Genomic DNA, 12,682 nt, shown 5'->3' on the forward strand with positions numbered 1-12,682 from the left:
GAAGCATATGAATCAAAATCCATTTGAAAATCTGTATGGCTTGGAAGGAAAACTAGACCAAATCTACACGTACTGCAAAGCATTCTTGGATATCGAAAACGATAGAATTGAAAAATTTTCGCTACTATCAATATATCCAACATTCTTACTGGACGGATACCCTGGCACAGGCAAAAGCTCGGCCGCAACCGCTATCTATCAAAGATTAAAAAAAGATCACAATATAGATTTAAAAAGATTGAACATTGACGAGTTAATTTCACATAACTTTGGCGAATCGTCCTCCAATTTGAGAGAGTATTTCAACGCCATACAAAGAGAAATAGAAGACAACAACTCTCACTGCTTTTTAGTTATGGATGAAGTAGACTCATTCACAATTAGTCGACATCAAAACGATAACGAAAGCATAAAGCGAATCTTACTAACATTCAATACAATAATAGACGAACTTGTAAGAACCAAAGACATATATAAATATATCGTATTCGCCACCACCAACATTAAAGAAAGCATTGACACGTCCATTCTAAGAAGATTTTACTTCAAAGAAGACTTCAATATAGTTTTAGACAACAAGCAATTCAAACGTGCCTTCCTGCAAATGTGCGAAATTGCCGACATAAAAATTGACGACACCGCAACCAACCAGATATACAAATCATATCTAGAGAAAAAATATACTCTTGGAGAAATAAAATCCATTATTTCTAGAGCTTACATGCGAAACATAACCTCAAGCACCGAAGGAAATCTAGACATTAAAGAATTCCAAGAAGCTCAGACCTTTCATGAAATCACCCTAAAACAAAGGCAGAAATAAGGAGGTAACCGCGTTGTCTACTGACGAAGATAAAATGATAAAAAAACTTGAAGAACATAGAGATGCTATCAAGCTTGTCGTTGAGATAGGCCAACTTCATGGAATTAGTGTCACTCCTTCCGTCAACAATGATCCTAGGGGGGATTTTATTTACCCAGCAGACAAAAAATCTGAATTAATTGCGGCACTAGATTTATACCTAGGACAGTACAAGCACTCAGGAGAAGAAACAGATGAGTGACGACGATTTCGGAGAAGTTAAAACAAAGAAAAACATTTTCCCATCTCAAGCACAAGATATTGTTGATAAAGGGACGGTAGGCATTCTCATAATCCAAGCCAAGGCCTCCGACAAAACAAAGGCAATTCTCGATCGAGGAGGTGTTACGTTATACGAGGGTGTTGAGCCAGCTGAAATAGACCGGCTAAGGGAAACCATTAAAAAAGAGCTAGAGACAAAAGAGAAGAAGGAAACCGAATAATGTTAGATATTACATTTTTTGACAACAAGAATGAACAGACAACAATTTCCGTTTCGGATTTTTGTTACGAGCGACTAGCAAAAATCGGGCTATCAAGTAAGGTTAAGTACGAAGATGTTTCCCTAACTGTCGAGGGAGAAAAGCATGAAGTTAACGCCACAGAGCTCACTGACAAAAACCGCAGATCTCTACTTGAAATGGTTGAAGATGAACGGCAAGAGGTACTCCTTTCAATCTTCAAACAATTGGATAACAGTCCGACCGTGAAAGAAATCAGGGAAAGCTTTTCATACATCAAAGAATTAACATTCATATACCAACAACTAAAATCCAGTGAGAACATTTATCTATCATATAGTTAAGCAACTCATAAAAACTGAAACCCCAAGAGATTAGAAATCTAGAACAGTGGGAAGCTAATTAATGCACAAGAACACCCGATACAAGACCTTGTAAAATACTGCTCTGACTTAATCCCAACTGGAAAGCCGGAGTGGCAAGTACTGGCAGAACGTAATGGATGGGTACCAAATATCTAGTAAAAACTTAAGCCGACGCTACTTTTAGCTCGGCTTAATCACCACGAGATTTGTGCGATTCAGATCCACACTCCGCTTAAAACGACACCACAAGGCAACTCACGCACAAAAAAATCGCCAACTTAACCAGTTACGCTCGACAATTTGATTATACAAAAATAAATCTCACAAACTCTCAAACAGAACACCGAAAAAATCATTACCAGTCAAACCAACCCATAAAAGTTTTCAATCGAGCGGTAAGCGCCCAGGATAGTTTTAGGGGTAGAACTCAAAACCATTCAATTAAAAACATTGCGCCACATATAGTTATACAACTTTTCGACTCCTGGTGCCCATTCGCAGTATCAAAAAAGGCTCACCGTAAGGTGGGCCTTTTTTGTTTTCGCAGTCCAGAACGGGTCTGCCCCGACAAGCTCAGGCAACCTTCTGCCCCAACGTTTCCCAGCCCAAACAGGCCAACGCCAATGTACGCGGCACAGCTTCTCGACCACTGCTATATCGGCTGATGCTACGTGCGCTAACGCCCAGTGCTTCGGCAGCTTGGTCGAGCGTCATCCGATGCCGCAGGCGCCAGCGGATGAAAATCCGCGTGTTGTCATCCGGCGCTGTCTGGGCAAGGGCGTCCAGCAACAAGGTGTCTGCACCGATTTGAATATCCAGCGCAGGCCATTCCACTGACCAGCCCCCGTCACCCAATACAGCACCTTGGAACGCCTCACGCTTGGCAAGAGGTGCCAAGCCGGGATACGCGGCAAGCGCGTCACTCATATCCAAGTCGAATCGCTGGCCATTGGTAAAAGTCAGCTCCAGCCGTGCGCCGGGCCGTGCTTGAACAGCCCGCAGGCGCGGACGTTTCATCGATGCCATTTCATCCACTCCTTCAAAAGATCGGCCTGGGCCTAGCCGGCGATAGGTGGTCGATACCTTGAACAGGTGCGACGAGGCGCTGCGCCCGTCACTCTCAACCCAGAGTCCATTTAATTCCAGGAATCGTGCACAAAGCCACACCACAGCCCGTCATCAGGTAACAGTGTTTTACCAATTGCCATGGTTTTCCGCGCGCCCAGTTTCCCTATCCTTGCCCCGGTCATCCTGCCTGCGATGGACCCATGAAACACTCTCTACCCAGCCGTTACGCCTGCCTGGCCATCTGCCTGATTTTCACCTGTGCCAGCCTTCCCCTGCTTGCCACGCTCACCTGGCTCTGGCCGCTGACGGTGATCACCGCCCTGCTCAGCCTGGTTGGCCTGAACGACCTGCGCCAGAGCCATCACGCAGTACGGCGCAACTACCCGATCCTGGGCAACATCCGCTACCTGATCGAAACCATCCGCCCGGAGATCCGCCAGTATCTGATAGAAGGCGATGACGACAAGCTGCCCTTCTCCCGTTCGCAACGGTCGCTGGTCTACGCCCGGGCCAAGAACGAAAGCGCCGAGAAAGCCTTCGGCACTCTCAACGATGCCTATAAACCCGGCTTCGAATTCATCAGCCATTCGATGGTGCCGGTGGCAACCCCGGACCCTGCCTCGTTCCGTATCGCCATTGGCGGGCCGCAGTGCCGGGTGCCCTACTCGGCGTCGATCTTCAATATTTCGGCCATGAGCTTTGGCGCACTCAGCGCCAACGCCATCGCCGCGCTGAACCGGGGCGCGCGCATGGGCCGCTTTGCCCATGACACCGGTGAAGGCAGCATCAGCCCTTACCACCGTGAGCATGGCGGCGATCTGATTTGGGAAATCGGCAGTGGTTACTTCGGCTGCCGTACCGAGCAAGGTCGCTTCGACCCGCAGCGCTTCGCCGCCCAGGCCCGCGACCCGCAGGTGAAGATGATCGAGATCAAGCTCAGCCAGGGCGCCAAGCCCGGCCACGGCGGCATTCTGCCAGGGCACAAGGTCAGCGCTGAAATCGCCGCCACCCGTGGCGTGCGTGTGGGCGAGGACTGCATCTCACCGGCGGCGCACAGTGCCTTTCGCACGCCGCTGGAGCTGCTGCACTTCGTCGCTCAACTGCGTGAGCTGTCCGGTGGCAAACCCGTGGGCTTCAAGTTCTGCCTGGGCCACCCGTGGGAATTCATGGGCATCGCCAAGGCCATGCTGGCCACCGGCATCACGCCGGATTTCATCGTCGTCGACGGCAAGGAAGGCGGCACCGGCGCGGCGCCGCGCGAGTTCAGCGACAACATGGGCGTGCCCATGCGTGAAGGGCTGATGTTCGTGCACAACACCTTGGTAGGCCTGAACCTGCGCTCGAGCATCCGCATCGGTGCGGCGGGCAAGATCGTCAGCGCCTTCGATATCGCCAGCGTGCTTGCCCTCGGCGCCGACTGGGTCAACTCGGCGCGCGGTTTCATGTTCGCCATCGGTTGCATCCAGTCGCAGAGCTGCCATACCAACAAGTGCCCGACAGGTGTGGCCACCCAGGACCCGTTGCGCCAGCGTGCGCTGGTGGTGCCGGACAAGGCCGAGCGGGTCGCCAGCTTCCACCGCAACACCCTCCATGCCCTGGCCGAGATGCTGGCGGCCGCCGGCCTGGAGCACCCGTCGGAGCTCAAGCCCAAGCACCTGGCACGGCGTATCAGCACCAGCGAGATCAGCCTGTTTTCGGATTTGCATCAGTTCCTCAAGCCCGGCGAATTGCTCAGCGGCTCGATCGAAAGCGAGTTCTATGCGCGGATGTGGCGGATGGCGCGCAGCGACAGCTTTGCACCGGAGACGGGGGAAGTGGTTATAACGAAAACGGCTCGCACAAAAGAAGCAGAGCCTGCTTGAAGGGCAGAATTGCCGGGCATCTGCACCGGCCTCATCGCCGGCAAGCCGGCTCCCACAGGTACCCCGCTGCTCTCAAGCTCAGCTCAAAACCCAGTGGAAGCCGGCTTGCCGGCGAACGGGCTGCGAGGCAGCCCTCTGCCAGATCAGTATCAGAAGATGCTGATCGGGTACTCGACGAATACGCGGACTTCGTTGCCGTCGTCGTTGTAGCCGTTTTGCTGTACAGCGTTGTTGGTGCGAAGGAACGAGCTGCGCAGCTTGATCGACAGGTCCTTGGCCGGGCCGTCCTGGACGACGTAGCGGATCTGGTTGAAGATCTCGCGCTCTTTGCCTTCGCCGAAACCTTGCGGGTTAGCGTTGTTGCGGGTGTTGATGTTGTCACCCACCACGTAGGCCAACTTGTAGGTCAGGCCCGGGATGCCGTAGGCACCGAAGTCCAGGCCGTAGCCCAGCTGCCAGGAACGCTCGTCTTCGGCGTTGAAGTCGGACCAGTAGGAGTTGGCCAGGTAGATGGTCGAACCACCGTCACCCACGCCACCTTCGTTCTGGTACCAGCCGTAGTTGTAGCCGGTGCTGCCGGTGCTGCGCTGGTGCGCGAGGGTGAACGAGTGTGCACCATAGGCGTAGGTAGCGGCCAGACTCCAGATGGTGTTGGAGTCGCCGTTCAGGCCGGCGGCCTGGACGTACTGCTTGTCGATGTCCGACTTGTAGCCGTTGAAGTCCAGGGTCAGGGACTGGTCGTTGGCGATCGGGAAGACGTAGTTCAGGCCCAGGTAGTGCTTCTTCATCACGTCTTCGTTGTCTGCGGTGTACAGCGAAGCGGTGAAGTTGTCGGTGAACTTGTAGCTGCCGCCGAAGACGTTGATCGACTTCAGGCCGCCACCGTCACGACGCTCGGCGCTCTTGCGCGCTTCTTGGGTGAAGCGGCCGGCGTTCAGCTCAAGGCCCTGGATTTCCTTGGAGGTGATCAGGGTACCGGTGAAGCTTTCTGGCAGCAGTCGGCCATCATCGTACTGCAGCACTGGCAGGGACGGCATCTGGTCACCGTACTTGAGCACGGTGTTGGAGATGCGGAACTTCACAGCCGCGCCGGCACGGGCCAGGTCATGCGGGCCGCTGGCGTTGCCGTCGGCGTTCTTGGTGTTTCCTGGCTTGAAGAAGTCAACGCCAGCGCCACCATTGTGGCCCTTGCCGCCGTCCAGGCGTACGGCATACAGGCCGAACGCGTCAACGCCCACGCCCACGGTGCCTTGGGTGAAGCCGGAGGAGAAGTTGGCGATTGCCGCCTGGCCCCATTCGATCTGGTCATCGGTACCGTGTTTCTTGTCACGGTTGATGTAAGCGTTACGCAGAAGAACGTTTGCGTGGCTGTCTTCGATAAAGCCCTTGCTCTCGGCCTGCTCGTTGGCCTGGGCCTGGGTCGCGGCGATCATCGCCAAAGCGACCAGGCTGATCCTGGTTTTCAACATCTTGTTTTCCTTATTTCGTAATCAAAAACGCTCTGCAATATGACGCCAGGAACCAACGCCCCTTCGTAGGTTCGACGCTATGCGGATCCGAACTGAAAGGCCCGCCGGTGGTTGTGTGGCGGGCCTTGTGCAGCAGCATGGCCAGGTCATGGCCAGCAGGCGTTGGCCGAATCCTAGCCGCGTGCGATTACAAATGTCAAAAACTCGTGAAATGCAGGTCGATATAACCAAAATAATGCGATCGAACAGGGCATTTCCTTGCATGTTCGCGCTATCAGCGGGCATTTTGTCTTTGGCTGGATAAATCGCTTTGTCGCGTAGGGCAATTCTGGGATTAAGTGTTACAGGCCCGGCCTTGGCCCCCAGAAATGAAAACGCCACCGCAAATGCGGTGGCGTTTCTCAAGGGTGGTGCGGGCTCCTGCCCTGTTCAGTGCCACACGCCCAGCAGCGCTTCCAGCTCCGCATCGCTGATCAGGCCCTGCGGGTAGCGGCCATCCAGCAAACGTCGTGGGTCGGTCGTCCTGACCCGATTGCTTCCATGGTGTTTCAACCAATGTGCCAAGGTTTTCAGCGCTTGGTGATTTACTGCCGATGGGCGCAAAGCCGTCTCACTTGCTGTGTTCATGTCTACACGTACTCCTTACCCCGTGAGCGGCTAATCTACGTCTTGATTGTTACAGAACGGAGTGACCGTACTGCTGAGTTAACTCCCTGAAAACAATACAAAACATATGCCATTTCGACATGCCGGACGTCGCGGCCAAAAAAAACCCGTCAGGCGACGGGCTTTTTCTGCAGCGTTGCTTCAGCGCTTGACCGGCGCCGGTTGCTGCTGAGTCAGGCAGTGGATGTTGCCACCCCCCAGCAGCAGTTCACGCCCGGGGATCATCACCACTTCGTGGTCCGGGAAGACTTTGGCCAGAATGGCTCTGGCCTGGGCATCTGCCGGGTCATTGAAGCTTGGCGCGATGATGCCGCCGTTGACGATCAGGAAGTTCACGTAGGACCCGGCCAGGCGTACCGACGGGTCTCGCTCCTGGCTACCGACCACGTGATCGACGCCGGCGCACTCTTCTTCAGTGGCGAACAGCGGGCCAGGAATGGGCATCTTGTGCACCACAAACTCGCGGCCTTTGGCATCGCGGCTGTTTTTCAGCACCTCATAGGCGGCATGGCAGCGCGCATAGTTGGGGTCGTTGGAATCATCGGTCCAGGCCAGTAACACTTCGCCTGGGCTAACGTAACAGCAGAAGTTGTCCACGTGGCCGTCGGTTTCGTCGTTGTACAGGCCATCGGGCAGCCAGACGATGGTCTCAACCGCCAGGTGCTCACGCAGGATCTCTTCAATCTGCTCACGGTTCAGGTGCGGGTTGCGGTTGCGGTTGAGCAGGCATTCTTCGGTAGTGATCAGGGTGCCCTCACCATCCACATGGATCGAGCCGCCCTCAAGCACGAAGCCTTCGGTCTGATAGCGCTGGCAACGCTCCATCTCCAGCACCTTGGCTGCCAACTCCTCATCGCGGTTCCACGGCGCGTACAGGCCGCCGTCAAAGCCGCCCCAGGCGTTGAAGCCCCAATCCACACCGCGCACTTCGCCCGAATCGTTGATGACGAAGGTCGGGCCGGTATCACGCACCCAGGCGTCGTCGTTGCTGATTTCCACCACACGGATGTTGGGCAGGTCGAGCTGCCGACGGGCGTTTTCGTACTGGCCGGCAGAAACAGCAACGGTAACCGGCTCGAAGCGGGCGATGGCCTTGGCCAGGGTGACGTGGGCAGCCTGGGCAGGCTTGCCTCCCAGGCGCCAGTTGTCCGAACGCTCGGGCCAGACCATCCACACCTGGCTTTGCGGCGCCCATTCGGCGGGCATGTGGAAACCGTCGGCGCGGGGGGTGGAGTTGAGGGTTTTCATGGGTAACCTCTGCAAAGGCCCTAGGCCGATGGTCAATTTGGATGCCGATTTTATAACCGATATATATCGGCATTAAAAGGATGAAAACGCTGAACGGCAGATAAAAATGCCGCTCAGGCCGATAACAATCGACATGAGCGGCATCGCTGATGCTTACAACCCTTCGGACAGGATGCGGTCCACACTGTTCACAAAGTAGTCCACGCTGGCGCGCGTGGTGCACATCGGCGGCTTGATCTTGAGGATGTTCAGGTAGTCGCCGGTCGGCTGCATGAAGATCCCCAAGTCACGCAGGCGGTCGCACAGCACCATGGTTTCCTCGGTAGCCGGCTCCAGCGTCTGGCGGTCACGCACCAGCTCCAGGCCCAGGTAGAACCCCGAACCATGCGTGGCACCGGCAAGCGAATGTTTATCGACCAACGCTTGCAGGCGCGCTTTGAAATACCGCCCGGTTTCACGGGTGTTCTGCCACAACCCCTCCTCGTCCATCACGTCCAGCACCGCCATGCCGATACGGCAACTCACCGGGCTGCCGCCAGCCGAGGAGAAGAAGTAGCCCTGCGCCTCCAGCGCCTCGGCAATCTCGCGCCGGGTAATCACCGCCCCCAGTGGCTGGCCGTTGCCCATACCCTTGGCCATGGTGATGATGTCGGGCACCACACCCTGCTCCTCGAAGCCCCAGAAGTACTCACCCAGACGGCCATAGCCCACCTGCACTTCATCGGCGATGCACACACCGCCGCGGGCACGGACCTTGGCATACGCCTCTTTCAGGTAACCCGCAGGCAGCGAGATGCCACCGGCGTTGCCATAAACCGGCTCGCAGATCATGCCGGCCAGCTGACGGCCACGGGCATCGAGGTCGGCGAGCTTGGCATCGACGTCGCGTAGATAGTCACCGGCACTGTCTGCGCCACGGTAGCGGCCACGGAAGGTATTCGGCGCCTCGACCGGGTGCACCCAGTCGGGCCGGGTTTCCAGGGCTTGCGGGTTGTCGGCAATGGAGGTGGAAATGGCATCGGTCGCCACCGACCAGCCATGGTAGGCCTCCAGCACGCTGAGCAGGTCGCGACCGCCGCTGTAGGCCCAGGCCAGGCGAATGGCCAGGTCGTTGGCCTCGGTACCACTATTGACCAGAAACACTCGGTCAAAGCCCGCCGGCGCCAACTTGAGCAGGCGTTCAGAAAACTCGGCAATGGCCGCGTAATGGAAGCGCGAGTTGGTATTGAGCAACGACCACTGCCGTGCCGACTCGGCCACCATGCGAGGGTGACCATGGCCGAGTACCGCGACGTTGTTGAGCATGTCGAGGTAGGAGCGGCCTTGCATGTCGATCAGGTAGTTGCGCCAGCCGCGCTCGATGTGTGGTGGCTGTGCATAGTAGTGCTTCTGCGAGCGGGCAAAGCTGGCGTCGCGGCGGGCCAGCAATGCCTGGGGGTCGGCCAGCGGCTCGGCATCGCAGTCGAAACCCAGCAAAGCTGCAGGCGAGGGGCACAGCGCCAGCCAGGCGGCAGCCTGGGAAGGTGCAGCGAACAGTGGCGGCTGGATGCTGGCGTCCAGGCACAGTTGCACGCTGAGAAAACCACAGCTGTTGCCCAGCGCCTGCCCCTTGGCCACGGCCTGGCCATCTGCGGGGGTATCTTCCAGGCCACTGAGCCACAAGGCCCACTGTGCCGTGCGCAAGCAGCCACGGCCATCGCCATGGCGCTGCCAGGTCCCGGCTTGCGGGGCCTGTACCGCACTGCCGTTAGGCACGTGCAGTTCGACGCCCAGGGCGCAGGTGGCCGGCTCATCAGGGCGGTCGATGTGGGTTTGCGACAGGCGATACTGGCCATGCAGGCTGCAAGCAGGCGCGGGCTGGGCCGTCAGCTGACGCTGATCGAAGCCGGGCTGCTCCCAGTTACCGGCCTCGCAGAGGGGGCTCAGCACGCCCAGGTCGACGCGCGTGACCGCCTCACGGGCGAGGTCTGGCAGCAACAGGGCGCAATCGGCCAGGTCCGGTCGGCTCGGTTCGATGCCGGCGGCCTGCAGAATGGCCGCTTCCATCAGCGCGAATGGCACGGCGGTAGCGGTATCGAAGATCTCCCACTCATGGGCGATGTTGTCACGGGTGTACTGGTTGCCGGGGTCCACGGCCAGTTGTTGCTCACTGCTGAGCACCAGCACGGCAGCGCGGTTGAGCACAAGCGGCCACAGGGCGCGCAACTCGGTTTCGCTCAGCGGGTTGAGGGCCTGGTAGGCGCGCACGGCCGGCAGGATGCGCAGCGGGTCGCCTTCGGCATGGTGCAGCAAGGCCGCGCAGGTCACCGACAAGTCGGCGATGCGCCAGGTACGCACCAGGTCACCGAAATCGATGATGCCCTGCAGCTGCCACTGGCGCTGCTCATCGCGGGCCCAGACGGCATTGTCATCGGTGATGTCCAGGTGCACGGCCTGGCTCGGCAGGTCGTCGACCAACGGTGCCAGGTGCGCGGCGGCCAGGCGGGTGGCCTGCTCCAGGCGGGAGCGCTGCCCGGCATCCTGCAGTACTGGCAACAAATGCTCGATCAGCGCCTGGGCGTGCTGCGGGTCCCATTGCAGGGTGCGCACCAGGCCTGGGTGGTCGAAATCGGCCAAGGCTTTGTCGACCCGGGCGCACAGCGCGCCCAGTTCGGCCATCAGGCGAGGCTGCATGTGCTTGAGGCGGGTCAGCGGCTGCCCTTCTATATAATCGAGCAGACGGGCGCGCAGCGGTTGGCCATCGATGTTCAGTGCCAACAGCGACTGGCCGTCGCGTGCCGGGCGTACGACAGGTACCGGCAACCCTTGCCCGCGCAGGTAAGCCAGCGCCGCATGCTGCGCCTCCAGTTCCATCTGGGCATAATTGCCGTGGCAAACCTTGAGCACAAACCGCTCCTGCCCCGTATCCAGACGCAAGTTCAGGTCTTGCTGGCTGCCCAGCGTAGTCAGGCTGCCGGCCAGGTCGTAATGCGCCTGAAGCAAGGCATGCGCCTGGGCTTCGCTGAGCGAAGGGCTTGGCAGGCTGGAACGCTGGATCAGGGTGCTGAGGGGCATGAAGATGGAACCTCTTTTACTTTTCGCTTATCTCGCCACTGCCAAGGCCGATACACAAGTGGCAATGATGAAATGATGATCGTGCGTCCACGCTCGGTCATGATGGCAATCCGGGCTGCAAAGCGCCAAGGCGGCTACATTGAACGAGGCCGGTACGGTCCACCCCTGAGTACACTGGTCAGAAAATTGCCATGAACATAATCGCTACAGACATACCCGACGTACTGATCATCGAGCCCAAGCTCTTCGGTGACAGCCGCGGCTTTTTCTTCGAAAGCTTCAATGCCCGCGAGTTTGCCAGGCTGACAGGCTTTGACGCCCATTTCGTCCAGGACAACCACTCCCGCTCACAGCGCGGCGTGCTCCGCGGCCTGCACTACCAGATCGATAACCCCCAGGGGAAACTGGTGCGGGTTGTTCAGGGCGAAGTGCTGGATGTGGCCGTGGACATCCGCCGTAGCTCACCCACATTCGGCCGCTGGGTAGCCACCCGCCTGTGCGCCGAAGACCACCGCCAGTTCTGGATCCCGCCAGGGTTCGCCCATGGTTTTTTGGTGTTGAGCGAATCGGCTGACTTCCTGTACAAGACCACCGACTACTACAACCCCGCCGCCGAGCGCTGCATCCGCTGGGATGATCCACAGCTGGCCATCGACTGGGGCGTGGAAGCACCGCTGCTATCGGCCAAGGACCAGGCCGGCGCGCTGCTGGCTGACGCGGACCTGTTCCCATGAGGGTGCTCGTGTGTGGCCACAATGGCCAGGTCGCCCAAGCGCTGAAAACGCAGTTGGCCGGCCTGGGCGAGGTACACCTGCTGGGCCGCGACCAATTGGACCTGGCACAGCCCGAGGCCTTGCGCGAACCGCTGCGCCAGCTTGCCCCCGAGCTGATCATCAACGCTGCCGCCTACACCGCAGTGGACCAGGCCGAAAGCGAGCCGGACACCGCCTTTGCGATCAATGCCCAAGCCCCTGGCGTGCTTGCCGAAGAAGCGCTGCGCCTTGGCGCACCGCTGATTCACTACTCCACCGACTACGTGTTCGACGGGGAAAAGGCCGCGCCATACACCGAGCAGGATGTACCCAACCCGCTCGGTGTCTACGGGCGCAGCAAGCTTGCCGGTGAGCAGGCTATCGCTGCCGTGGGCGGCGCACACCTGATTCTGCGTACCAGCTGGGTGTACTCGCTGCACGGGCGCAACTTCCTGCTGACCATGCAACGCCTGCTGCAGGAGAAACCGCAACTGCGAGTGGTCAACGACCAGATCGGCGCGCCAACCTGGGCCTCGACCATCGCCATCAGCACCCGCGCGCTGATCGAGCGCTGGCAGGCCGGCAGGGCCGGTGCCTGGGGCACCTATCACCTGACAGCCCAGGGCCAGACCTCGTGGTTCGGCTTTGCCCAGGCCATCGGCGAGCAGCTCAAGGCCCGTGGCCTGCCCTGCGCCGAGCTGCTGCCGATACCCTCCAGCGAATACCCTACGCCCGCGCGCCGGCCGGCCAACTCGCGCCTGGACTGCTCACGCCTGGCCCGCGAATGGGACGTAACGCTACCGCACTGGCAGCAGGCGCTGATCGACTGCCTCAAGTAGCGCATAATTGCGCCAGACCCTTCTGGCGCATTTACG

Annotated in this window: 12 protein-coding genes; 7 read left to right on the forward strand and 5 right to left on the reverse strand. The window is 58.2% G+C overall.

Features of this window, described 5'->3' with window-relative positions:
* Positions 1 to 7: 7 nt before the first annotated feature.
* From ACW4TB_RS19755 to ACW4TB_RS19770, 4 genes are read left to right on the forward strand one after another with little or no spacing between them, the layout of a single operon-like run.
* Positions 8 to 823: an ATP-binding protein gene (locus ACW4TB_RS19755; RefSeq protein WP_279933746.1), complete on the forward strand. Its 816-nt coding sequence runs from the start codon at positions 8 to 10 to the stop codon at positions 821 to 823.
* 13 nt (positions 824 to 836) lie between these two features.
* Positions 837 to 1,064 carry a hypothetical protein gene (locus ACW4TB_RS19760; protein ID WP_279933745.1) on the forward strand — a complete coding sequence of 76 codons (228 nt, stop codon included), beginning with the start codon at positions 837 to 839 and terminating at the stop codon, positions 1,062 to 1,064.
* On the forward strand, positions 1,057 to 1,305 hold the full coding sequence (locus ACW4TB_RS19765; protein ID WP_279933744.1) for a hypothetical protein: 249 nt from the start codon (positions 1,057 to 1,059) through the stop codon (positions 1,303 to 1,305). The genes ACW4TB_RS19760 and ACW4TB_RS19765 overlap by 8 nt, the downstream gene beginning before the upstream one ends.
* A complete protein-coding gene (locus tag ACW4TB_RS19770; RefSeq protein ID WP_279933743.1) occupies positions 1,305 to 1,667 on the forward strand; it encodes a hypothetical protein in 363 nt (120 codons plus the stop codon). Before ACW4TB_RS19765 ends, ACW4TB_RS19770 begins: the two co-directional genes overlap by 1 nt.
* A 594-nt stretch (positions 1,668 to 2,261) precedes the next feature.
* On the opposite strand, the gene ACW4TB_RS19775 is transcribed toward ACW4TB_RS19770, so the two are convergent.
* Complete coding sequence (locus tag ACW4TB_RS19775) at positions 2,262 to 2,714, reverse strand: DUF2442 domain-containing protein (protein WP_279933742.1); 453 nt, start codon at positions 2,712 to 2,714, stop codon at positions 2,262 to 2,264.
* Between the two features lie 242 nt (positions 2,715 to 2,956).
* Between ACW4TB_RS19775 and ACW4TB_RS19780 the strand changes: the two genes are divergently transcribed.
* Complete coding sequence (locus ACW4TB_RS19780; protein ID WP_279933741.1) at positions 2,957 to 4,618, forward strand: FMN-binding glutamate synthase family protein; 1,662 nt, start codon at positions 2,957 to 2,959, stop codon at positions 4,616 to 4,618.
* Between the two features lie 149 nt (positions 4,619 to 4,767).
* Here the strand turns inward: ACW4TB_RS19780 and ACW4TB_RS19785 are convergent, their stop codons facing one another.
* The 4 genes from ACW4TB_RS19785 to ACW4TB_RS19800 all read right to left on the reverse strand — a co-directional run bounded on the left by ACW4TB_RS19785 (position 4,768) and on the right by ACW4TB_RS19800 (position 11,055).
* Positions 4,768 to 6,084: an OprD family porin gene (locus ACW4TB_RS19785; RefSeq protein ID WP_455843061.1), complete on the reverse strand. Its 1,317-nt coding sequence runs from the start codon at positions 6,082 to 6,084 to the stop codon at positions 4,768 to 4,770.
* Positions 6,085 to 6,516: 432 nt separating this feature from the next.
* The gene (locus tag ACW4TB_RS19790) at positions 6,517 to 6,714 is read right to left on the reverse strand and encodes a hypothetical protein (protein WP_012316698.1); all 198 of its coding nucleotides are present in this window, start codon (positions 6,712 to 6,714) and stop codon (positions 6,517 to 6,519) included.
* Between the two features lie 180 nt (positions 6,715 to 6,894).
* Positions 6,895 to 8,001, reverse strand: coding sequence for an agmatine deiminase (gene aguA / locus ACW4TB_RS19795; RefSeq protein WP_012316699.1), 1,107 nt, complete (start codon positions 7,999 to 8,001; stop codon positions 6,895 to 6,897).
* Between the two features lie 153 nt (positions 8,002 to 8,154).
* Positions 8,155 to 11,055, reverse strand: coding sequence for an aminotransferase (locus ACW4TB_RS19800; protein ID WP_279933399.1), 2,901 nt, complete (start codon positions 11,053 to 11,055; stop codon positions 8,155 to 8,157).
* Positions 11,056 to 11,246: 191 nt separating this feature from the next.
* Here ACW4TB_RS19800 and rfbC point away from each other — a divergent pair, with 191 nt between their 5' ends.
* Entirely contained in the window at positions 11,247 to 11,789 is a 543-nt protein-coding gene (rfbC, locus tag ACW4TB_RS19805; RefSeq protein WP_012316701.1) for a dTDP-4-dehydrorhamnose 3,5-epimerase, read from the forward strand.
* Positions 11,786 to 12,646, forward strand: a complete 861-nt coding sequence (rfbD, locus tag ACW4TB_RS19810) for a dTDP-4-dehydrorhamnose reductase (protein WP_279933396.1) — start codon at positions 11,786 to 11,788, stop codon at positions 12,644 to 12,646. Before rfbC ends, rfbD begins: the two co-directional genes overlap by 4 nt.
* The last annotated feature ends 36 nt before the right edge of the window (positions 12,647 to 12,682 follow it).

The organism is Lelliottia jeotgali (assembly GCF_977070485.1).

What these genes read in the sequence shown, in the direction of transcription:
- ACW4TB_RS19755 (WP_279933746.1), top strand. Translation starts at nt 8, where the DNA reads ATGAATCAAAATCCATTTGAAAATCTGTATGGCTTGGAAGGAAAACTA.
- ACW4TB_RS19790 (WP_012316698.1), bottom strand. Translation starts at nt 6,714, where the DNA reads ATGAACACAGCAAGTGAGACGGCTTTGCGCCCATCGGCAGTAAATCAC.
- rfbC (WP_012316701.1), top strand. Translation starts at nt 11,247, where the DNA reads ATGAACATAATCGCTACAGACATACCCGACGTACTGATCATCGAGCCC.
- aguA (WP_012316699.1), bottom strand. Translation starts at nt 8,001, where the DNA reads ATGAAAACCCTCAACTCCACCCCCCGCGCCGACGGTTTCCACATGCCC.
- ACW4TB_RS19800 (WP_279933399.1), bottom strand. Translation starts at nt 11,055, where the DNA reads ATGCCCCTCAGCACCCTGATCCAGCGTTCCAGCCTGCCAAGCCCTTCG.
- ACW4TB_RS19775 (WP_279933742.1), bottom strand. Translation starts at nt 2,714, where the DNA reads ATGGCATCGATGAAACGTCCGCGCCTGCGGGCTGTTCAAGCACGGCCC.
- ACW4TB_RS19770 (WP_279933743.1), top strand. Translation starts at nt 1,305, where the DNA reads ATGTTAGATATTACATTTTTTGACAACAAGAATGAACAGACAACAATT.
- rfbD (WP_279933396.1), top strand. Translation starts at nt 11,786, where the DNA reads ATGAGGGTGCTCGTGTGTGGCCACAATGGCCAGGTCGCCCAAGCGCTG.
- ACW4TB_RS19765 (WP_279933744.1), top strand. Translation starts at nt 1,057, where the DNA reads ATGAGTGACGACGATTTCGGAGAAGTTAAAACAAAGAAAAACATTTTC.
- ACW4TB_RS19780 (WP_279933741.1), top strand. Translation starts at nt 2,957, where the DNA reads ATGAAACACTCTCTACCCAGCCGTTACGCCTGCCTGGCCATCTGCCTG.